17 protein-coding genes and 1 pseudogene are annotated in these 20,607 nt (G+C 72.3%); 8 read left to right on the forward strand and 10 right to left on the reverse strand.

All coding sequences use genetic code 11. The features are described from left to right. Positions 1–876 carry a helix-turn-helix transcriptional regulator gene (locus tag ACH4VO_RS07595; RefSeq protein ID WP_398440894.1) on the reverse strand — a complete coding sequence of 292 codons (876 nt, stop codon included), beginning with the start codon at positions 874–876 and terminating at the stop codon, positions 1–3. 105 nt (positions 877–981) lie between these two features. On the opposite strand from ACH4VO_RS07595, the gene ACH4VO_RS07600 reads away from it, so the two are divergent. Both ACH4VO_RS07600 and ACH4VO_RS07605 read left to right on the forward strand, forming a co-directional pair. Further along, positions 982–1,680: an SDR family NAD(P)-dependent oxidoreductase gene (locus ACH4VO_RS07600; protein WP_360984915.1), complete on the forward strand. Its 699-nt coding sequence runs from the start codon at positions 982–984 to the stop codon at positions 1,678–1,680. 96 nt (positions 1,681–1,776) lie between these two features. Continuing rightward, positions 1,777–2,592: a DUF3592 domain-containing protein gene (locus tag ACH4VO_RS07605; RefSeq protein ID WP_360984912.1), complete on the forward strand. Its 816-nt coding sequence runs from the start codon at positions 1,777–1,779 to the stop codon at positions 2,590–2,592. Between the two features lie 82 nt (positions 2,593–2,674). Here the strand turns inward: ACH4VO_RS07605 and ACH4VO_RS07610 are convergent, their stop codons facing one another. Continuing rightward, the gene (locus ACH4VO_RS07610; protein WP_360984909.1) at positions 2,675–2,908 is read right to left on the reverse strand and encodes a hypothetical protein; all 234 of its coding nucleotides are present in this window, start codon (positions 2,906–2,908) and stop codon (positions 2,675–2,677) included. A 154-nt stretch (positions 2,909–3,062) separates the two neighbouring features. Further along, positions 3,063–3,212, reverse strand: a pseudogene (locus ACH4VO_RS07615) (IS3 family transposase); the annotation flags it as partial. Between the two features lie 117 nt (positions 3,213–3,329). Here ACH4VO_RS07615 and ACH4VO_RS07620 point away from each other — a divergent pair. Continuing rightward, complete coding sequence (locus tag ACH4VO_RS07620) at positions 3,330–4,727, forward strand: MFS transporter (RefSeq protein WP_360984906.1); 1,398 nt, start codon at positions 3,330–3,332, stop codon at positions 4,725–4,727. A gap of 61 nt (positions 4,728–4,788) precedes the next feature. On the opposite strand, the gene ACH4VO_RS07625 is transcribed toward ACH4VO_RS07620, so the two are convergent. From ACH4VO_RS07625 to ACH4VO_RS07640, 4 genes are all read right to left on the reverse strand, one after another. After that, the gene (locus ACH4VO_RS07625) at positions 4,789–5,268 is read right to left on the reverse strand and encodes an NUDIX domain-containing protein (RefSeq protein ID WP_360984903.1); all 480 of its coding nucleotides are present in this window, start codon (positions 5,266–5,268) and stop codon (positions 4,789–4,791) included. Between the two features lie 9 nt (positions 5,269–5,277). Further along, positions 5,278–6,900 carry an apolipoprotein N-acyltransferase gene (gene lnt / locus ACH4VO_RS07630; RefSeq protein ID WP_360984900.1) on the reverse strand — a complete coding sequence of 541 codons (1,623 nt, stop codon included), beginning with the start codon at positions 6,898–6,900 and terminating at the stop codon, positions 5,278–5,280. A gap of 154 nt (positions 6,901–7,054) precedes the next feature. Continuing rightward, the gene (locus ACH4VO_RS07635) at positions 7,055–7,630 is read right to left on the reverse strand and encodes a hypothetical protein (protein ID WP_360985081.1); all 576 of its coding nucleotides are present in this window, start codon (positions 7,628–7,630) and stop codon (positions 7,055–7,057) included. Positions 7,631–7,701: 71 nt separating this feature from the next. Further along, positions 7,702–8,487, reverse strand: a complete 786-nt coding sequence (locus ACH4VO_RS07640) for an aspartate/glutamate racemase family protein (protein WP_360984897.1) — start codon at positions 8,485–8,487, stop codon at positions 7,702–7,704. 58 nt (positions 8,488–8,545) lie between these two features. Between ACH4VO_RS07640 and ACH4VO_RS07645 the strand changes: the two genes are divergently transcribed. Then, complete coding sequence (locus tag ACH4VO_RS07645) at positions 8,546–9,727, forward strand: glycosyltransferase (protein WP_360984893.1); 1,182 nt, start codon at positions 8,546–8,548, stop codon at positions 9,725–9,727. 18 nt (positions 9,728–9,745) lie between these two features. On the opposite strand, the gene ACH4VO_RS07650 is transcribed toward ACH4VO_RS07645, so the two are convergent. Both ACH4VO_RS07650 and ACH4VO_RS07655 read right to left on the reverse strand, forming a co-directional pair. Continuing rightward, positions 9,746–11,062 carry a TerD family protein gene (locus ACH4VO_RS07650; RefSeq protein ID WP_360984891.1) on the reverse strand — a complete coding sequence of 439 codons (1,317 nt, stop codon included), beginning with the start codon at positions 11,060–11,062 and terminating at the stop codon, positions 9,746–9,748. A gap of 367 nt (positions 11,063–11,429) precedes the next feature. After that, entirely contained in the window at positions 11,430–12,143 is a 714-nt protein-coding gene (locus tag ACH4VO_RS07655; RefSeq protein ID WP_360984888.1) for a hypothetical protein, read from the reverse strand. Positions 12,144–13,207: 1,064 nt separating this feature from the next. Here ACH4VO_RS07655 and ACH4VO_RS07660 point away from each other — a divergent pair. From ACH4VO_RS07660 to ACH4VO_RS07675, 4 genes are all read left to right on the forward strand, one after another. Further along, a complete protein-coding gene (locus tag ACH4VO_RS07660) occupies positions 13,208–13,693 on the forward strand; it encodes a DUF6643 family protein (RefSeq protein ID WP_360984885.1) in 486 nt (161 codons plus the stop codon). A 46-nt stretch (positions 13,694–13,739) separates the two neighbouring features. Next, complete coding sequence (locus ACH4VO_RS07665; protein ID WP_360984882.1) at positions 13,740–14,564, forward strand: MOSC N-terminal beta barrel domain-containing protein; 825 nt, start codon at positions 13,740–13,742, stop codon at positions 14,562–14,564. A gap of 267 nt (positions 14,565–14,831) precedes the next feature. Continuing rightward, positions 14,832–15,470, forward strand: coding sequence for a hypothetical protein (locus ACH4VO_RS07670; protein ID WP_398440895.1), 639 nt, complete (start codon positions 14,832–14,834; stop codon positions 15,468–15,470). 225 nt (positions 15,471–15,695) lie between these two features. Beyond that, entirely contained in the window at positions 15,696–18,131 is a 2,436-nt protein-coding gene (locus tag ACH4VO_RS07675; RefSeq protein ID WP_360984876.1) for a right-handed parallel beta-helix repeat-containing protein, read from the forward strand. Here ACH4VO_RS07675 and ACH4VO_RS07680 read toward each other — a convergent pair. Further along, positions 18,101–20,560 carry a hypothetical protein gene (locus ACH4VO_RS07680; RefSeq protein WP_360984873.1) on the reverse strand — a complete coding sequence of 820 codons (2,460 nt, stop codon included), beginning with the start codon at positions 20,558–20,560 and terminating at the stop codon, positions 18,101–18,103. The two genes, ACH4VO_RS07675 and ACH4VO_RS07680, sit on opposite strands and share 31 nt — an antisense overlap. Positions 20,561–20,607: the final 47 nt, after the last annotated feature.

Raw genomic sequence — 20,607 nt, forward strand, 5'->3', positions numbered from 1 at the left:
TCAGTTGTGCGTGGTGGCCGGTGGACCGGCGATGGCGGTCAGCCGGAGCTTGGTCTCGTCCTCGCTGCCGGGCACAGCAGTCATGATCACGATCTTGAGGTCGCAGTCGCCGTCGGTCAGGGTGTCGCAGTCCACCGTGACAGGTCCTACCGAAGGGTGGTCGATCGTCTTGTGGTCCTCGCGGTGTGCGGCCACCTCTCCGGTCGCCCACAGCTCGGCGAATCCGGTGTTGCCGGCGATCAGTTCACTGATCAAAGAGGCAAGGCGCGTGTCGTGGGGGAAGCGGCCGGTGGCGCGGCGCAGGTCGGAGACGACGGCGGCGTCGGTGGCGCGCCGGTCCGTCTCGGTCACCGGCCACCGTGCGAGGCGGGCGGGGCTTTCGTCGACAGGAAACCTGTCGCGGGCGAAGTTGCGCAGGCGCGGCGGCAAGGCGGTGGGATCACCGAGAAGTGCGGCCCATCCGCGATTCCACCAGATCAGCTGCCAGTCCGCGGCGAAGACGGCGACCGCGACGTCCCCGAGACGGGCGAGCACCCTCTGAACTCCGGGCGGGAGATGGTCGGGGACCGTTCCGAACGCCGGTGGGACCAGGTCGGCCAGCCGGTACAGGTGGTCCCGCTCGGCCGTGGACAACTGCAGGGCGCGCGCCAGGGATGCCACCACGCTCGCTGAGGGTGTGGTGGCGCGGCCCTGTTCCAGGCGCACGATGTAGTCGACCGACATTCCCGCGAGGTCGGCCAGTTCCTCGCGCCGCAGCCCGGCCGTGCGGCGCCCTCGCGCCGTCGGCAGCCCGGCGGCCGACGGGGGCAGCCGGTCACGCCACGTGCGGATCATCGTGCCCAGTCCGCTCCCGGATCTTGCCGTCATGTTCCTCATTCTCCCGCGTTCACGGTCGTCGGGGCGGGCGCGAGGGTGGTACTGCTCTTCCTACCGTCGAAGTCTCCCTGGCCCGCACCTTCCGGCCGCAGGAGGATCGAAGGCATGACGATCACTTTCATCACCGGAGCCAACAAGGGTCTCGGCCGCGAGACCGCCCGTCGCCTGATCGAGTGCGGGCACACCGTGCTCGTCGGAGCCCGTGACCGCGAGCAGGGCGAGGAGGCCGCCGCGGCGCTCGGCGCACGCCACGTTCCCATCGACGTGAGGGACGACGCGTCCGTGGCCGCAGCCGCCACGAATGTCGCCGAACACGAGGGCAGGATCGACGTCCTGGTCAACAACGCCGGTGTGCACGGCGCCGCCGGCGATCCCAGCGGCCTCACCTCCGCCGACGCCCTCGCCGTCTTCGACGTCAACCTCATCGGTGTCATCCGCACGACCACCGCTTTCCTGCCGTTGCTGCGCCGTTCGGACGATCCTGTGATCGTCAACGTGAGCAGTGGCATGGGCTCCTTCGCGCTCACCCACGACCCCGACCGGCCCGAGTCGCACGTCGTCGCGCCGCTGTACACCTCGTCGAAGGCGGCGCTGACGATGCTGACCACGCAGTACGCCAAAGGGCTCAAGGGCATCCGCGTCAACGCCGCCGACCCCGGCTACACCGCGACCGACCTCAACGGTCACAGCGGCCCCCAGACCGTCACCGAGGGCACGGACGCCATCGTCGCCCTCGCCACCGAGGGGCCCGGCGCCGGAACCGGGCGCTTCGTCTCCCGCCACGGCGAGATGACCTGGTCCTGAACTGTCCGGGTGTAGCGCTGACTACGCCCGGAGTCCATGACGTGCGCCTGCCGCGGTGGTGGGCAACCCTTTGTTGATCTCAGCTGTCACATGCACATGACGACGATGCCTGGCCTCCCTTCCCTCGTGCTGCGCGGCACCAGCGCCACCGCCCGCTTCGGGGACGGATTCGACTATGTGCAGTGGGAACAGGACAGGCGCGTGATGCGGATTCCGTTGGAGGCCATCGAATCGGTCCGCAGCCTCGACCGCTCGTTCGAGGTCATGCTGACGACCTCAGAGGCCGACCGCCCTGCCGTCGTGTACGCCGTCCACAATGCCAGCGCCGCCGCCGTGACCACGTTCTGCGCCGCCCTGCGGGCCCGCCTGTCCGAGAGACCGGCCGAAGAATCGCGCGTCGACGGCCAAGAACTGATCACCGAAGTCTCCGAGGGGGATCCCCGGAAGCCGTCGAGGCGCATTCTCGTTGTCACCTTGATCGCCGTCTTGGCTGTGATCGATGTGACGGTCGGTGTGCTCCGGGAGCCGGCGTGGATGGTCGCACTGCCGTTCCTTCAGCTCTTCGCATGCACGGGAGCGTTCATGGCACTGACGTTGGGACGAGGCTTGTACGACGCGCTGCGCCTCTCCAGGCACGGCATTACGGTGATGGCCGAACTCGACCACTACACCGATAGGACGAAGGTGTACCGGTACGCGGACCAGGACGGAAGGCTGCACTTCTACCGGGAGTCGACCGGCGGGAACCAGCTGGAGCTCAGCTATGACCCACGCAACCCCAGCCGCGCCTCCGCACGCCAGCCTCTCTATGGCCAGGTCGTGATGGCGCTGGTGGCAGTCGTCGGCCTCGGTATGGCCTGCGGCGGAATTGGGCTCACCGGTTACCAGCTCTTCGTCGCATCGCGTGGTTGACCCCGAACGCCGCGTCTGCCGAACCTTCACACGCGTGCCACCGCACATGATCGACACTGCTTGAGGCATCTGAGTGACACTTTCAGGCCATCACGCCGACGGCTGTCAGGACCACCATTGCCAGTTCCACCGCGAGCAGGCACAGGAGATAACTGCGCCGACGCCTCACATTCTCCGGCATGCCGTCGGTGAAGTCCGCGCGCTCAGGTTTCTCGGGATCGTAGACGATGCCCGTCAGCACAGCTGGCTCAATCGGCATACCACGCCGCCACAGGGTGTGTTCATCCCCGTTCGCCACCCGGTAGCCGTACTGCACGTCGATCCTCCTCTCGCGTGGAATTCTCCGGCTCACCTCCCCGCCCACGACCTGGATACCGCACTTGCGCAGCGGAGCCTGGATCAGGAAGGGCACACCTGAGACGAGGAGGACCAAAGAGGTGAGGACGAAGACGGTGAAGTTCCCCCCGCGGGCCCACGATGCTGCCCGAGCGGACGTCCTTGACCGCGCACAGATACAGCTTGCCCTCGCCGGTGGCGTGTTCGGTGATGTCGGTCAGCCACAGCCGGTTCGGCCCGTCCGCGACGAAGCAGCGCCGGACGCGGTCCAGTCGGCGTGGTGGCGGCGCGCATAACCGACCCTCAAACTATGTTGCCCCGCCACATGTGCCCCTGACCTGCGGATTCCTACGGTGTGGCGACACCCGAACGTCCCCGTCACACCCCAGGAAGTGGTGCCGATGTCGTCGCCCGCAGCCGCTCCACCAGCCCCCGCCAGCCTCAAGCGCATCGTCGCCGCGTCCCTCATCGGCACCACCATCGAGTGGTACGACTTCTTCCTCTACGGATCGGCCGCCGCGCTGGTCTTCAACAAGCTGTTCTTCCCCGACTCCGACCCGCTCGTCGGCACCCTCCTCTCCTTCCTCACGTACGCGGTCGGCTTCGCCGCCCGCCCTCTCGGAGCCCTCGTCTTCGGGCATTACGGCGACCGGCTCGGGCGCAAGAAGCTGCTGGTACTGAGCCTGCTGATGATGGGCGGCGCGACGTTCGCCATCGGGCTCCTGCCGACGCACGCCACCGTCGGCGCCGCCGCCCCCGTCCTGCTCACCGTCCTGCGACTGGTCCAGGGCTTCGCCCTCGGGGGCGAGTGGGGCGGAGCCGTTCTGCTGGTGTCCGAACACGGGGATGCCCGGCGGCGCGGCTTCTGGGCGTCGTGGCCTCAGACGGGCGCGCCCGCCGGGCAGTTGCTCGCCACCGGGGTGCTCTCCGCCCTCACCGCGCTCATGTCCGATTCCGCCTTCGCGTCGTGGGGCTGGCGCATCCCCTTCCTGCTCTCCGGGGTGCTGGTGATCCTCGGCCTGTGGATCCGTCTCTCCGTCGATGAGTCACCTGTCTTCAAGGCCGCGCTGGCCCAGGCCGAGCAGCGCAAGGCCGACGCCGCACCCGCCGAGAAGATGCCGCTGGTGGCCGTGCTGCGTCATCACTGGCGCGACGTACTCATCGCCATGGGCGCGCGCATGGCGGAGAACATCAGCTACTACGTGATCACCGCGTTCATCCTCGTGTACGCGACGACAGCCGCCGACCTGAGCAAGCAGACGGCGCTCAACGCCGTACTCGTCGCCTCCGCCGTGCACTTCGCCGTGATCCCGCTGTGGGGCGCGCTGTCCGACCGGGTGGGGCGCCGTCCCGTCTATCTGATCGGGGCGGTCGGTGTGGGGCTGTGGATGTTCCCGTTCTTCGCGCTGATCGACAGCCGGAGCTTCGGCAGCCTGCTGCTCGCCGTCACCGTGGGGCTGATCTTCCACGGCGCCATGTACGCACCGCAGGCGGCGTTCTTCGCGGAGATGTTCGCGACGCGGATGCGTTACTCGGGCGCGTCCATCGGCGCCCAGTTCTCGTCGGTCGCGGCCGGGGCCCCGGCACCGCTCATCGCCACCGCCCTCCTCGCCGACTTCGACAGTTCGACGCCGATCTCCCTGTATGTGATCGCCGCCGCACTGATCACGGTGCTGGCGATCGTGTGCGCCAAGGAGACCAGGAACCGGGACCTCGAGGACCTGGAAGCGGACTCCGGCACGGGCACCGGCGCCGCGGGGGACCGGGCGACGCTGCCCGCCGACGCCCGTCCGGTCTGACGCCGGCCGCCCGCACGGGCCTGCGTCCGCCGTACGGGCGGAGGCGGGCCCGCCCCGGGCTTCAGGAGCGGGGCGTCGGCTCGAACCAGGTGGGCCCGTCGGTGAGCGACTGCTTGATCCGGAACAGCGAGAACTCGCTGAGCGGCGGCAGGGCGTCGACGGAGAACCACGCCACGTCCAGCGACTCGTCGTCGTTCACCCGCGCCTCGCCGCCGGTCGCCCGGCAGCGGAAGGTGACGTCCAGGTACTGGCACCGGTCCCCGTTGGCGTACTGCACCGGCTTCAGGGCCTGGGTGAGCACGACCCGTTCGGCGACGCAGCGCACGGCCGTCTCCTCGTACACCTCGCGCTCCGCCGTCGCCGCGGGCTCCTCCCCGGGCTCGGAGATGCCGCCGATCACCGACCACGTGCCGCTGTCGGACCGGCGGCCGAGGAGGACCCGGCCTTCGTCGTCGAACACGACCGCGGTGACGCCCGGCAGCAGGAGCAGCTGGTGGCCGGCGGTCGCTCGGATGGCGCGGATGAAGTCGGGGGTAGCCATGCGGCGAGCCTACGTGGCCGCCGGGACCTCACCCGGTCCTGTCCGCCGGTCCTTCGCGGCGCGCACCGCCCGGGCGGTCCCCAGGCCGAGTCCGGCAACGGCGACCAGCGCGAGGACTCCTTCGGGCAGGGCGCCCAGGCGGGTGGCGGGCGTGAGCGAGGAGCGCAGCGGCACCTCGTCGACCAGGGCGTCCGGGGTGAACATCCTGGTCTTCCGCACGATCGTGCCGTCCGGCCGGATGACCGCGCTCACGCCGCTGGTGACGGGCACGACGACGGAGCGCCCGTGCTCGACCGCCCGGACCTGGGACATCGCCAACTGCTGGTAGGTCATCTCGCTGCGCCCGAAGGTCGCGTTGTTGCTCGGTACGGCGATCAGCCGGCCGCCGTGCTCGACGGTGTCCCGTACGGCGTCGTCGAACGCGGCCTCGTAGCAGGTGACGAAACCGACCTTGGTGCCCGCGAGGTCGAACACGCCGACCTTGGTCCCTGAACCGAAGTCCCGCTGGACCCGGTCGACGTCCTTGCTGAACAGTCGTACGAACGACCGCATCGGCATGTACTCGCCGAACGGCTGGATGTGCCGCTTGTCGTAGGTGTCGACCGGACCGCTCTCGGGGTCCCACTGGATCAGGGTGTTGCGGAGGGGCCCCGTGTCCGGCGTCACGACGGCGCCGACGACCGTGGGGACGCCGATGGCCCGGACGGCCCTGTCGATCACCTCACGGGCGTCGGGATTGCGGTACGGATCGAGGTCGGAGGAGTTCTCCGGCCACAGGACGAAGTCGGGCTGGGGCACCTTGCCCGCCTTGACGTCCTGGGCGAGCTGCTCCGTACGGCGGGCGTGGTTGTCCAGGACGGCCCGGCGCTGGGAGTTGAAGTCGAGCCCCAGGCGCGGCACGTTGCCCTGGATCGCGGCCACGGTGGCGGTGCCGCCCTCGGCCGAGTCGTCGACGAGCGGGAGGGAGGCGAGCGCGGCGACGACGGGGGCGGCGACGGTGACGACGGCCGCCACCGCCGCGGTCCGGACGACGGTGCCGTCGGCCCGGTAGGACCGGATCTGGCGCAGGACGGCGAGGAGACCGAAGCCGCACAGCACCACGGCGAAGGACAGCAACGGCGTGCCGCCGAGCGCGGCGACGGGCAGGAACGCGCTCTCGGCCTGGCCGAAGGCGATCTTGCCCCAGGGGAAGCCGCCGAACGGGACGCGGGCGCGGACCGCTTCGTCCAGGGTCCAGACGGCGGCGGCCCAGACGGGCCAGTACGCCAGGCGGGACACCGCGGCGATACCGACGCAGCCCACGGCGATGAACAGGGCCTCGGCGAAGGCGAGCGCGAGCCACGGGACCGGGCCGACCTCCTCGCCCGTCCAGTGGAGCAGCGGGAGCATGAAGCCGAGGCCCGCGAGGAGGCCGAGGCCCAGCGCGGCCCGCAGTCCACGGGCGGACAGGACCCAGCCCAGCAAGGCGAAGCCGGGCAGGACCAGCCACCACAGCGGCCGGGGCGGGAAGCTCGCGTAGAGCAGCACGCCGGCCAGGACGGCTGCGGCCGGCCGGGCGAGCCGCTGCCACGGCTTGCTGCCGCGCGGCGCGGGGGCGGACGGCGGCTCGACGGTGGTGATGGTGGCGCTCACCTGCCGGAGTCTACGGTGGCCGGCTGTGCGGGTGGCAGCCGCTCCGACGCGGCCGGGCCGCCGGGGTCGGCCGGACCGCCGGGGTCGGCCGGACCGCCGGGGTCGGCCGGACCGCCGGGGTCGGCCGGACCGCCGGGGTCGGCCGGACCGCCGGTCAGGCGCTGGTTCCGCCGGTGGACTTCCCGGTGGCGGCCGGCAGGTGCAGCCGGTCGCGGATGAACCGTACGGCCGCCTCGGCGTCGTCCACCGTCACGGTGAAGGTGCGGCCGTCCCCCAGTCTCAGCACGAGGGCCTCGCCCCGGCGTACGACGACCGCGCTGCCCTGCTCGGGACGCCAGCGGTACCCCCAGCCGCCCCACTGGCGCGGGGTGACCCGGGGAACGAAGTCCGCGTCCACGACATGGGTGAGCAGGATCCGGCGCCGCGGCAGTCCGATGTGGCCGCAGCGCACCTCGAGGGCGTCCCCGTCGACCTTGACCGCCACATGGACGAAGGCGAGGGTGCCGAAAAGGATCAGGAGCCCCGCGGCGAGACAGCCGATGACGGACATGAGCAGCGGGGCGATCCCGGTGTTCCACGCCGAATCGACGGCGAGCGTGACACCGAGCGCCAGACAGCCCGCCCCCGCGGCGGCGAGCAGCCACTGGAAGCGGTTGGTGGCCCGGCCCGTCCAGACCGCGGGCGAGGCCTGGCTCGAACCGTGCCGTGCGTTACCGGGGTGGTCCTCCATGCCCAGCAGCGTACCCATGTTCGCGGCTCCCGGCCGGGTGTCCGCGGGCACACCGGGGTCGCCGGTGCGGATCAACGCACTGGGCTGACGGCCTTCAGCAGGAGGCCCTCGGCATAGGCCAGAGCGGCTTCGGGCAGGGCGGTGGCCTGCCCGCCGTGGAGGACGGCGAGGCTGCCGCAGGGTTGGGCCGACGGAGCGGGTACGGCACCGATGCGGCGCAGCGCCTGCGCGGCGACCGCCCCGGCGGAGCCGTACAGGTGGACCGGCGCGCGGCCGGGCCGCCGTACGGCGGCCCGGATGCGTTCGGCGACCAGTTCGTAGTGGGTGCAGCCGAGGACGACGTGCTCCACGTCGTGCGGGGTCAGGGCGGCCGCTGCGGCGACGGCACGGTCGATCGCCGCTTCGTCGGCGTGCTCCACGGCGTCGGCGAGCCCGGGGCAGGGCACCTCGGTCACGCCCACGGAGCCGGCGAAGTCGCGGATCAGCCCGCGCTGGTAGGGGCTCCCCGTGGTGGCCGGGGTCGCCCAGATGGCGAGGGGACCGCCGCCCGCGGCGGCGGGCTTGATCGCGGGAACGGTGCCGATGACCGGCAGTCCCGGTTCCAGCTCGGCCCGCAGGGAAGGCAGGGCGTGCACGGAGGCGGTGTTGCACGCGACGATCAGGGCCTGGGGGCGGTGGTCCGCGGCGGCGCGTGCCACGGCGAGGGCGCGGCGGGTCAGGTCCTCGGGCGTACGCGGACCCCAGGGCATCGATCCCGGGTCGGACGACAGCACCAGATCGGCGTCGGGCCGCAGGCGGCGTACTGCGGCCGCGGCCGCCAGGAGGCCGATTCCCGAATCCATGAGTGCGATCTTCACCCGGTCACCATAGTCGACCACCCTTGCGCTCCCGCCGGAGTGGTGCAGACTTCGGCGGATGAGCGCCGTTGCCTGGATCGCCGTGGTTTCCCTGGTCGTGTGGGTGTGGTTGCTGCTGGGGCAGGGGTTCTTCTGGCGGACCGACCAGCGGCTCCCGAGCCGTGCCGACCCGGTGCGCTGGCCGTCGGTGGCCGTGATCGTGCCCGCTCGGGACGAGGCCGAGGTGCTGCCGGTGAGCCTTCCGTCGCTGCTCGCCCAGGACTATCCGGGGAACGCGGAGATCGTCCTCGTCGACGACTGCAGCACCGACGGCACAGGCGAGCTCGCCCGCGCGATGTCCGCACGGCTCGGGGGGCTGCCGCTGACCGTGGTGACGCCGGGTGAGCCCGAACGTGGCTGGACGGGCAAACTCTGGGCCCTGCGGCACGGCATGGCGCTGGCCCGGCGGCGGAGGCCCGAGTTCTTCCTGCTGACGGACGCCGACATCGCCCATGAGCCGGACAGCCTGCGGGAGCTGGTGGCCGCGGCCGGGACACCCGGTGAGGGGGGCTTCGATCTCGTGTCGCAGATGGCGCGGCTGAGGGTGACGAGCGCCTGGGAGCGGCTGGTCGTACCGGCCTTCGTCTACTTCTTCGGACAGTTGTACCCCTTCCGCCGGGTGAACCGCGCGAGGTCCCGGACGGCGGCTGCGGCGGGCGGCTGCGTACTCCTGCGGGCCGGGGCGGCCGAGCGGGCGCGGATCCCGGCGTCCATCCGGCAGGCGGTGATCGACGACGTGTCACTGGCGCGCGAGGTAAGGCGCGGCGGCGGGCGGATCTGGCTGGGGCTCGCGGAGCACGTGGACAGCGTCCGGCCCTATCCCGGTCTCGGCGACCTGTGGCGGATGATCTCGCGCAGCGCGTACGCCCAGCTGCGGCACAGTCCGGTGCTGCTCACGGGCACGGTCCTCGGCCTGGGGCTGGTCTACGTGGCACCGCCCGTCACCCTGGTCACCGGGCTGCTGACGGGCGACGCGCCGGCGGCGTGGGCGGGCGGGGCGGCGTGGGCGGTCATGGCGGGGACGTACATGCCGATGCTCGGGTACTACCGGCAGTCGCTCTGGCTGGCACCCCTGCTGCCGTTCACCGCTGTGCTCTACCTCCTGATGACGGTGGATTCCGCCGTGCGGCACCACCGGGGCCGCGGGGCGGCCTGGAAGGGGCGTACGTACGCCCGTCCCGAGGCCGCCCCGGAGCCCTGAGCCGGGCCGAAGGCGGGATCACTTGCGGCCGGGAGTCCAGTTCATGCCCCAGCCGTAGGCGGCGTCGACGGTCCGCTGGGGGCTCACTCCGCGCTGGGGGACGAGGTAGCGGGCCTCGCGCTGCACGGTGAGCTCGTGGCCGTTGTTGGTGATCAGCGCGAGCGCGCAGACGGTCGAGGGCACCGTGCACCCGTCGAGCGAGAAGTCGATCGCCGCGCCGTTCTGCGGCTGAAGCGTCACGGAGGCGTGCAGATCGGCGAAACTCCGGGCGCCTTCGTAGATGGTCACGAAGATCAGGACGCGGCGCAGCCGGTCCTTGTGGTCAAGGTTGACGGTGAGGTTCTCGCCCGTGGTGAGAGCGCCGGTGCGGTCGTCCCCGTCGAGGTGGATATAGGGCGGCCGGCTGAGAGAGCCGAAGGCGTTCCCCAGAGCCTGCACCACTCCTTTGCTCCCGTCGGTGAGTTCGTAGAGAGCGCAGAGATCGAGGTCGAGGTCAGCGTGCATGGCGACGGCCCGGCCGAGTTTCGCGCCCCAGCCCTTGAACTGCTTGCGCACCTCCCACGTGAGATTGACGCGCAGCGCTCCGGACGTGCCGCCCTGTTTCGTCAGCGAGACGGAAGGGGTCTCCTTCGTGAGAGTGACCTTGGTCAGCCTCACCGGCGGCGCGCCGGGGGGAGCCGTCGGGGGTGCGGGCGGCGGGGCGGGGGCGGCCTGGGGTAGCGGGCGGGGCGCCGGGGCCGGGCGCTGCGGTTGCGGCGCCGGTCGCCTCGACGCCGGTTGACCGAGGGCCGTCTGCCGGGGTTCGTCGACGGAGATCCCGAAGTCCGTGGCCAGGCCTTCGAGCCCGGTGTCGTATCCCTGCCCCACGGCCCGGAACTTCCAGGCGCCCTGGCGCAGGTACAGCTCGCCCAGGATGAAGGCGGTCTCGACCGTGGCGTCCGTGCTCTCGAAGCGCGCGATCTCGGCGCCGTTCGCCGTGTCCACGATCCGCACGTACAGGCCGGCGACCCGGCCGAAGGTGCCGCCGTCCGCCGAGGCGGCGACGACGACACGGTCGATCGCGGGCTCCATGCGGGAGAAGTCGACGGTGAGGGTGTCGGTCACCCCGTCCGCAGCGGGCCGCTTGCCCTCGTGGCGCACCGCTCCGGACGAGTGGGCCGGCTGGTTGTAGAAGACGAAGTCCGCGTCGCCGCGTACCTTCCCCGAGACGAGAAGAAGTACGGAGGCGTCCACGTCGGGGGTGCCTGGAGCAGCGTGCCAGCCCAGTTCGACCCGGACGGCCCGAGCCGGAACCGCGACGTTGGTGCCCTTTTGCATGATCATGCTCGCCCCCATCTCGAGTCCGGCCGCCCGGAGAGTTCGACGTCACGTTCATGCCCGAACTCCGGGGAGTTCACCGTCAGGACGGCGACGGCCGGCGGCGGTCCGCCGGTGGTACCGCCCTCGCTCTTCATTCGATCATAGGGGCGTTCGGTGCCCGTTCTCCGGGCGTGGCGCATGCTGTCCGGCAGCTCGATGGCCTCGACCCGGACGCCTCGACCGTCCCGAGGGCGCCGAGTGCCCGCCTCTGATCGATCGGCGCGGACGCCGGCGCCCGGGGGCGTCCGCGGATTCCCGGGGCGTTCCCGCGCTGGGGGCGGCCTCCGGCGTCCGCGCGACGACGAAGGTGGTCAGCCGTCGGCGGCCCCGGGAAGTGGTCGGGTCACCGGCCGTGCAGCCAGACCCGCAGGGGGCCGAGCGGCTCGAAGCCGTGGCGGACGGCTGCCGCCAGGTCGTCACCCTGTTCGTAGCCGACCACCGGCAGGGCGGGGAACAGCGTGTGCAGCGCGTCCAGCACGACCGGCCAGGCCAGGTCCACGTCACCGCCGCGCGCGAAGACGTTCGAGACGCCGACCACTCGGCGGCTGCGGCTCGCCACCGCACCGGCGGCCACCCGGCCGTCGGCGGTGCGTCCGGCGAGCACGAACGTGGCCGGGTCGTGGAGCAGGTCGGGCCGGAAGAGATCCGCGTTCCCCTCCCCGTCGTCCCAGGCGAGCGCCCAGGCGCGCAGCGCGTCCGGGTCGTCCGCAACGGTCCAGGAGAGCCCAGGCGGGGTTGAGGGTGCGCTCGCCGGGCGGTGGATCCACTGGGCGTCGAACAGCAGTCGGAAGCCGGCCGCCGTCAGGTCGAGATCGGCGAAACTGTCCTTGACCGAGGCGCCGGGCCGGGTGGTGTCGATGCGGGCCGCCAACGCTGTCCCGTCGGCGCCCGGCGCCAGCGTCACCGCGTCGGGGTGGTAGAGCGGCGTGCGCGAGGGGGCGGCCCACGTCTGTGGCCCGAACTCGCCCTCCACGCCGTGCGACCGGCTCATCGCCGCGCACCACTCGGCGTTGTTGCGGGCGGCGGCCGGTACCAGGAACTGATCAGGTTCTGTCACGAGGTCGGATCATGACGGCCCGGGCTCGGCCGGTCGAGTGCTTTTCTGTCCTCACGGTCGGGCGCGGTCGGCCCACGTCCCCCGAGCGCCCGCGGGACTCCCGACGGAAGCCGCGGGTCGAGGATGCCGCCGCAGAGGAGCGAGGGCCGGTCAACAGGGTTTCTTACCACGTCCGTTGCCGGACAGCTCGGGGAATGTGGCCGGGCCGGGGGCGGCGGTCCCGACCGGGTGCACCAGGTGGTCCGGCTCCCGCTCGTCGCGCGCCGGGCACTTCGCCGATCTGGGGGCGGGTTTCGGCCGGTCCGGACTCCCCCGCGTCCGCCGGGTCCCCTTCCGGGCGCAGTGCCGGGCGCCGCGTTCACGGGGGGCCCGCTGAACTCCGCCGGTACCGGCAGGTCGACGCCATTCTCCTATGCGGCCGTAAACGCTCTTACCGCTTACACGTGCCGTTTGCCGTGGGCGGCTGGCACCGACTATCCGGCACCTCCGGGCCGGCGGGCCTGGCCGGTGCGCCCGGGGCGTGTTCGTGGAACTCCCTGCGGCTCCGAAACGTTTTGCGACCCAGGCAATGGCGTGATCCATCGGCAGGAAGAAGCGGAGTGATCGCCCAGAGACCGGGGCGCAAGTGGCGGCCTAAGGGCGGACGCTTTCCCGGAACCCGGTGGAAACTTTACCGAAACCGGTGCGCGGCGCCGCCCGCCCGGCCACTGATCATCGTATGCGCTGCGCGGGTGGCGGACGGGTCACCCGACGCGCCGCACGGCGTCCGGGGAGCGGTAAGTCGCCGTGGTACGCGGCGTTCTCAGGGTGATCCTACGGCCTGCGGTCTCGTGCACCCACGAGCGAAGCGCATCCCGCCCAGCAGGTGACACGTGGATGTGGCCCTTTGTAGCCTCTCCACCACTTCCCGTCAGCCGAGGGCAGTCGTCCGACGGAAAAGCCCTCGTTGTTAACGGGGGCTTTAGCGGTCTTTCTGAAGGCCGGGCAGACAGAACCAGCATAAAACGGATAACCCCAAAACTGGGACTCCCCAATCAGCACATCGTGGGCTTAACTTATGTGTCATGACCTCCCCCCGCTCCACCTACGGCGGCGGCTACTACGCCGCGCCGTCGTTCCCCGACACCCCGATCTACGACTCCCTGGTCGCCGAGCGGGGTACCCCTCAGATCGCACCGATCCGAGTCCCCGCCGCCTACGACACCGGCAACAGCTACCTGCCGGCCCTGCCGTCGTCGCTCCCGGCGCTGCCCGCCGCCCCTTCCCAGCCCACCGGGTCCTACGGCTACCCGCAGCAGCCGGCACAGCCGCAGTACCAGAACGCGGGGATGCAGCAGGCACCGATGATGCAGCCCGCACAGCTGCAGCACGCGCCGGCGCCGTACATCCCTCAGCAGCCCGCCGCCCCCCGCGGCTACCAGCCGCAGCCCCAGCAGCAGCGGCCCGGTACGGGGTACGAGGCGATGCGCCCCGCCGCGCCGAGGCCCGCGCCCGCGCCGTCCACGTACGAGGACCCGTACAACCGCCCGTACCAGGGCCGGGGGTACTGAGCGGGGGCGACGGCCCCCTGTCGGAGGTGACCGGCAGAATGGGCGCATGATCTCTCCCGTGGTCAGGGGCGTCTGCGTCCACCCGGTGAAGGCGCTTGCCGCGTGCGCGGTCGACGAGGCCGCGGTCGAGCCATGGGGACTCGACGGCGACCGGCGCTGGATGCTTGCCAACAGGGACGGCAAGGTGATGACGCAGCGTCAGGAGCCCCGGCTGGCTCTGCTGTCGGCCCTGCCCCTGCCGGGCGGCGGAGTGACGTTGTCCGCGCCCGGGAGCGCGTCGCTGACAGTGGACGTGCCGGATCCGGTCCGCACGGTGGTCGCGGAGTTGTTCGGGAGCAAGGTCGAGGTCGTGGAGGCCGCCGAGGCAGCGCACGCCTGGTTCGGCGCCCGCCTGGGGGCGGAGGTCCGGCTGGTCCATCTCGACGCGCCGGCCCACCGCAGGCCCGTCGATCCGGCGTTCGCACGCCCGGGCGAAACCGTGTCGTTCGCCGACGGCTTCCCTCTGCTGCTGACCACGCGCGCGTCGCTGGAGTCCCTGAACTCGCTGATAGCACAGGGCGCTTACCCGGACGAGGGCCCGCTGCCGATGAACCGCTTCCGGCCGAACGTGGTCGTGGACGGCACGGCGCCCTGGGCGGAGGACGCGTGGCAGCGGATCGCCATCGGGGAGGTGGCGTTCCGCGTGGTGAAGCCGTCCGGTCGCTGTGTCGTCACCACGATTGACCAGCGGACGGCGGAGCGGGGCAGGGAGCCCCTGCGTACGCTCGCCCGTCACCGGCGGTCGGACCAGGGCCTGCTGTTCGGTCAGAACCTCGTTCCCGACACCACGGGCGTGATCCGGGTGGGGGACGCGGTGCGTGTCCTGGACTGACCGCCGGGGTCGCGGCCGCACGCGACACGGTACGTACGAGACCGGCACGTACGACACCCGAACGGGAGGCCGGGCACGGCGCGACAGCCCGCACCCGGGAACACCCGGGCGAGTGCGGGACGTTGAAGGGCCGGGGCATGTTCCGCAAGCAGCGTCGTGTGCCCGCCCGGCGGACGGGACCTTCGCGACACGACCCAGGGGTTCCGGCCGCGTGAGGCCGTTTCTCTCTTGGCCGCTCACGCGTGGATGCCGGTGCCGTATCGGGTCATGACGGACACGGAAGGGGGCGTGGCAGTGCGAGCGCTTCTCGGACTGCGCCGGTGGCGGCACAATCCCCTGTGCAGGCCCACCGACCGCCATGAGGCATGGGCGGCGCTGGCCGCTCTGCTCCTGGTGCTGCTGGGGGCTCCCGCTCTCGGGTGGCTCTGCGGATCCCTCACCGACGACGCCCTCCAGCAGGCGGCGCGTGCCCAGCGCGCACACCGGCACGTCACCACGGCCGTCGTGGTACGGGAGCCCTCCGAGGCGTCGCGCTTAGCCCAGGACCCCGAGTCCGCGGTCGCGGGAGACGCCACGCGCACTTCCCTGGTGGCCGCCTGGAAGGCCCCGGACGGTTCCGGCCGTACGGGCAGGGTGTCGACGGCCTCCCGGAACACCGCGCCCGGCGACCGGATACGGATCTGGACCGACGACCGGGGCAGCCCCGCGCTGCGTCCCATGGACGCGTCCACCGCCCGCACCCACGCGGTGCTGGCGGGCATCGGCGTCACGCTGCTCGCCGCCTCTCTGGTGGAAACCGTCCGCAGGCTGGCCGTATGGCGCATGATGCAACAGCGGTACGTCCGGCTCGACAGGGCGTGGGCCGCGGCGGGACCCGACTGGGGCAGGACGGGCACGGGCAGCTGACACCTCGGTGTGCGGCAGCCGTCACCCGGCATCATCCTCGCGAACCGTCCGAAGCGGACTCGACGGCAGCCGCCGCGTCAACCCGTGTCCCTCACGCGCGCTACGGTGGACCGGCCCGCCCGACTCCTCGGCAGGCGGACCCGGAACCGCCGGTACACGGCGGCTTCGGCATGCGGGCGGGCACGAGGCAGCGCACACGGCACGAGGCGGGGGCACATCAGCACCATGGCACAGGGCACGGTCCAGGTGACGCACACCGGCACATCGCGATGGCGGCGCCGCACGGGCGAATACGCTTCCCTCACCGCAGCCCTGGAGGCCGCAGCGGACGGTGACGTCCTGACCGTCGCGCCCGGCACCTACCGGGAGAATCTCGTCCTCGACCGCGCGGTGACGTTGCGCGGCCCCGAGGGTTCCGTCGGTTCGGTGCGGATCGCGCCGGTCGACGGCGTACCCCTGACCGTCCGGGCCTCCGCCGTCGTCCAGGACCTCCACCTGGAGGGCCAGGACTCCGCGGCTCCGGCCCTCCTCGTCGAGGACGGTGCGCCCGAGCTGTCGGACCTGCGCATCGTGACGAGGTCGGCCGTGGGAGTGGAGGTACGGGGCGCCGCCAGGCCCGCCGTGCGCCGCTGCACCGTGGACAATCCGGCGGGGGTGGGCATCGCCGTACTCGACGGCGCCGGAGGCGTGTTCGAGGAGTGCGAGATCGTCTCGGCCGGGCAGTCGGGCGTCTCCGTACGGGACGGCGCACACCCGAGGCTGGAGCGGTGCCGCGTCCACCACGCGTCCGGAGCGGGCCTGAGCGTCACCGGGGAGGGTAGCGGCCTGGAGGCCGTCGGCTGCGAGATCTACGAGATCAAGGGCAGCGGGGTGCAGGTCACCGCCCGCGGTGCCGCGCACCTCACCGAGTGCACGGTGCACCGCACGTCCGCGGACGGCATCACGCTGGACACCGACGCGGTCCTCACCCTCGCCGACTGCGACATCCACGACATCCCGGAGAACGCGGTCGATCTGCGGTCGCGTTCCGTCCTCACCCTGACCCGGTCCACCGTCCGCAGGTTCGGCCGTAACGGCCTCTCGGTGTGGGACCCGGGCACCCGGGTCGACGCCAACCAGTGCGAGATACACGACAGTACGGGCGACTACCCGGCGGTCTGGGTCAGCGACGGCGCGACGGTGATACTCGACTCCTGCCGCGTCCACGACGTCCCCGACGCCCTCTTCGTCCTCGACCGCGGCTCGCGCGCCGACGTCGTGGACAGCGATCTCTCCCAGATCCGCAACACCGCCGTCTCCGTGAGCGACGGAGCCACCGCCCAACTCGACGACTGCCGGATCCGCGAGGCGTCCACCGGTGCGTGGTTCCGCGACCACGGGAGCGGCGGCACCCTGAACAACTGCACCATCGACGCCGCGCAGACCGGCGTCATCGTCACCAAGGGCGCCGATCCGACCATCGAGCGGTGCACGGTCACCTCGCCCGCCGAAGCCGGTTTCTACGTGTCCGCCGAGGGCCGGGGAACCTTCGACAGCTGCCGTGTCACCGGCAGCGAGGGCTACGGCTTCCATGTGATGGACGGCTGCCGCTCCACCCTCACCCGCTGCCGCACCGAGCGATGCGCCCGCGGTGGCTACGAGTTCGCCGACGGCACCACGCTGCACGGTGCGGGACGCCCCGGTGGTCCGGTGGTGGAGGAATGCACCAGCGACGAGAGCGGGCTGCGCACCGCTCCCCCGGCCCCGCCGGTCCTGACGGCGACGCAGTCGGCACCCGGTCTCCTGGGCTCGGTGCCGGGGCAGCGGCCCGCCTCCCCGGCCCCCGCTCCCGCCCCTCCGGCCGAACCGGTGCGCGATTCGAGTGCCGTCCTCGGCGAGCTGGACGCGCTGGTCGGCCTGGACAGCGTCAAGCGCGAGGTCCGGGCGCTGACCGACATGATCGAGGTCGGCCGCCGCCGCCGGCTGGCAGGCCTGAAAGCGGCCTCGGTGCGCCGGCACCTCGTCTTCACCGGTTCGCCCGGCACCGGCAAGACGACGGTGGCCCGGCTGTACGGCGAGATCCTGGCCTCGCTCGGTGTGCTGGAACACGGCCATCTCGTGGAGGTGTCCCGGGTCGACCTGGTCGGTGAGCACATCGGTTCCACGGCCATCCGCACCCAGGAGGCGTTCGACCGGGCGCGCGGCGGAGTGCTGTTCGTCGACGAGGCGTACGCGCTGTCGCCCGAGGACTCCGGACGTGACTTCGGCCGTGAGGCCATCGACACGCTGGTCAAGCTGATGGAGGACCACCGGGACGCGGTGGTGGTGATCGTGGCCGGCTACACGCACGAGATGGAGCGCTTCCTCACCGTCAACCCCGGTGTGGCGTCCCGCTTCTCACGCACGATCACGTTCAGCGACTACCTGCCCGAGGAGCTGCTGCGGATCGTCGAACAGCAGTCCCAGGAGCACGAGTACCGCCTGGCGGAGGGGACGGGGGAAGCGCTGCTCACGTACTTCACGGAGCTTCCCAAGGGCCCCGCCTTCGGCAACGGCCGGACGGCCCGGCAGACCTTCGAGTCGATGGTCGAGCGGCACGCAGGCCGGGTCGCCCAGCTCCCGGAGCCGAGCACGGACGACCTCACCATGCTCTATCCGGAGGACCTCCCCGGGCTTTCCTGAGCCTCCTCCCCGGGCAGCCGGGCCTCCTCCCCGGCCTGCCCGGCACCGGCGGCCGCCTGCTGCGGCACCACGGGCGGCCCGAGGCGTTCCAGGAGAGCCGCGCGCTCCACGGCGAAGACGGGGTCCGCCTGGTAGGCCGAGTGCCCCAGTACCGGTTCCGGCAGCGGGTGTTCGGGGGTCCGGCCGTAGACCAGCGGGTCCCTCAGCGGGCCCCGGTCCACCTCCGGCCCCTGGCCCTCGTCGATCAGGACCGGGCCGCCGATCGGGTCCGTCGCACGCCACAGGTTGCGCCAGCAGTGCACGGAGCGGTGCAGGCCGTCCAGGGGGCCGGGCCCGAAGTAGGCCGGGAACCAGCGCCCGTACAGCCGCTCGATGGGCGAGCCGTAAGTGAGGAGCGCGACGCGTCGGCGTGCCGTGGCGGGCAGCTGCCAGACCGCGGCGGCGGCGAGCACACTGCCCTGTGAGTGACCGGAGATGACCAGCCTGCCGCGGGTGCGGGCCGTCCAGGCGCACATCCGGGACGAGAGGTCGGGAACGGCGCGCTCGGCGTAGCAGGGGGGCGCGAAGGGGTGTGCGGCGCGCGGCCAGAACGTGCCCACGTCCCAGAGGATGCCGATCGTGCGCCGGGCCGAGACGTCGCGGTAGGCCCTGCGCCCCCAGGTGACGAACAGTATGAAACCGAAGCCGATCATCCACGAGCCGGTCGACTGCGCGGCGTCGGCGAGCGACTCGACGAGCGGTCCCGCCCCCTCCATCGCCAGACCGGGGACCTGTCCGCTGAGCCAGGAGCCGGCCGTGGCCAGGGCACCGAGCAGCAGGGTGGCACCGGAGAGCAGTCCCACGATCCTGGGCGCGGAGTCGGTGAGCGCGGCCGTGGCCGTGATGCGGGCGATGTGCCGGGTGCGGCCGTGGTCGGGGCGGTTCTCCCCGTACTCCGCCTCGATACGGGGACCCATCCGGCGGGCGCGCCGCGCGGTGCGCACCGCGAGCCAGGTGACGGGGACGAGCAGGAGCAGCAGCAGGACGGGGATGACGGACGCCTGCCAGCTGAGGAGTACGGGCGGGCCGGGTATGGCGGAGCCGCTGCCCATGCCGGGGGTGCCGGGACCGTCCAGCCAGTCGGCGACGCGCTGGGCGACCCCGCCGGTCATCACCCCGCCGAGGGCGCAGGCGAGCATCGCCACCGCGGGTCCGCCGAGGCCGTGGAGGGTGGTGCGCGGCTCGGGCGCACCGCGGTACAGGGTCAGCGCCACGACGGCGAGTACGACGACGAGGACGCCCTGCCCCAGCGCGAGGAGGCGGAACACCGTCTCTCCGGGCAGGGTGCCGGAGGAGGTCCACCCCGGACGCGACCAGGCGGCGTACACCGCGGAGACGAGCAGCAGGGTCAGCGCGGCGCCGGGCAGGAAGGAGATGGCGGCGCGGTCGACCCGGGTGTCGAGGCGCCGCTCGCTGCGGCCGCGGCGGCACACCACCGCGACCACGACGAGTCCGCACAGGACCAGGGCGGCCTCGAACAGTCCGCCGACCACCGCGGGCACGGGCCCGTCGACGGCCCGGTCGTGCCGGGCGGCGGCTCCCCCGACAGCCGCCGCGATCGTGAGGAACCCCGCCGCGGTGTGCGCGGCCCGCAGCCGGGCCACGAGCCGGCGGCCGTACCAGAATCCGGGCCGTCCCAGGGCGGGCCGGACGAGGGGGGCGCCGGGCGGGGCGGGCTGCGGCGCCGGGTCCTCGTCGGGTTCGTCCCAGCCCAGCGGGCGCTGCGACTCGTAGGCGCTCCAGGTGCGGCTGGAGAGGTACCACAGGAGTCCCACCAGCGCGGCGGGTGCGAGGGAGGCGAGCGCGAGCCGGCGGCCGGGCTGGGACCACCAGCCGTCCTGCCGGGCGGAGAGGAAGCCCAGCCAGGAGTACTCCTCCGCGCACCGGTCCACGCCCGCGCACTGCCAGGCCACCAGGTCGAGGGCCACCTCACAGGCCGCGGCCGTCAGCAGCACGGTGAGGCTGAGGGCGACGAGCCGTACGACCGTCCCGTACAGCCGGACCGCGACGGTGTGCTCGCGGGCGGTGGGCCGCATCCAGTGGGCGAGGTTGACGACCATGAAGGGGAGCAGGAGGAGCCACAGGGCGCGGGAACCGTTGCCCGAGGTGAGGTTGGACCAGCAGTAGGCCTCGGCGACGGGCCCCTCCCGCCGCCGGTCCGGGTGCTGCTCCGCCTCGATGTCCTCGGTGCGCCGGTAGATGGCGGCTGTGGCGTCGCCGCTGACCCTCGTGGTGCGGCAGTCGCCGAGCATCTCCGAAGGGGTCGTTCCGCCGACGCCGTGGACGAGGAGTTCCAGGGCGGGACCGGTGCTCTGCGGGTCCTGGGAGGCAGGGGGCAATGGAGGTGTCTCGCTCTCTGGTCCGTCCGGCTCCGCGGTCCGCGGGGACATGGCCGGGGGTCGGTCGGCGCCGGGCCGGGCTCCGGGCTGATGCGCAG

This window comes from Streptomyces sp. NPDC020780, assembly GCF_044334475.1.
Lineage (GTDB): Bacteria > Actinomycetota > Actinomycetes > Streptomycetales > Streptomycetaceae > Streptomyces.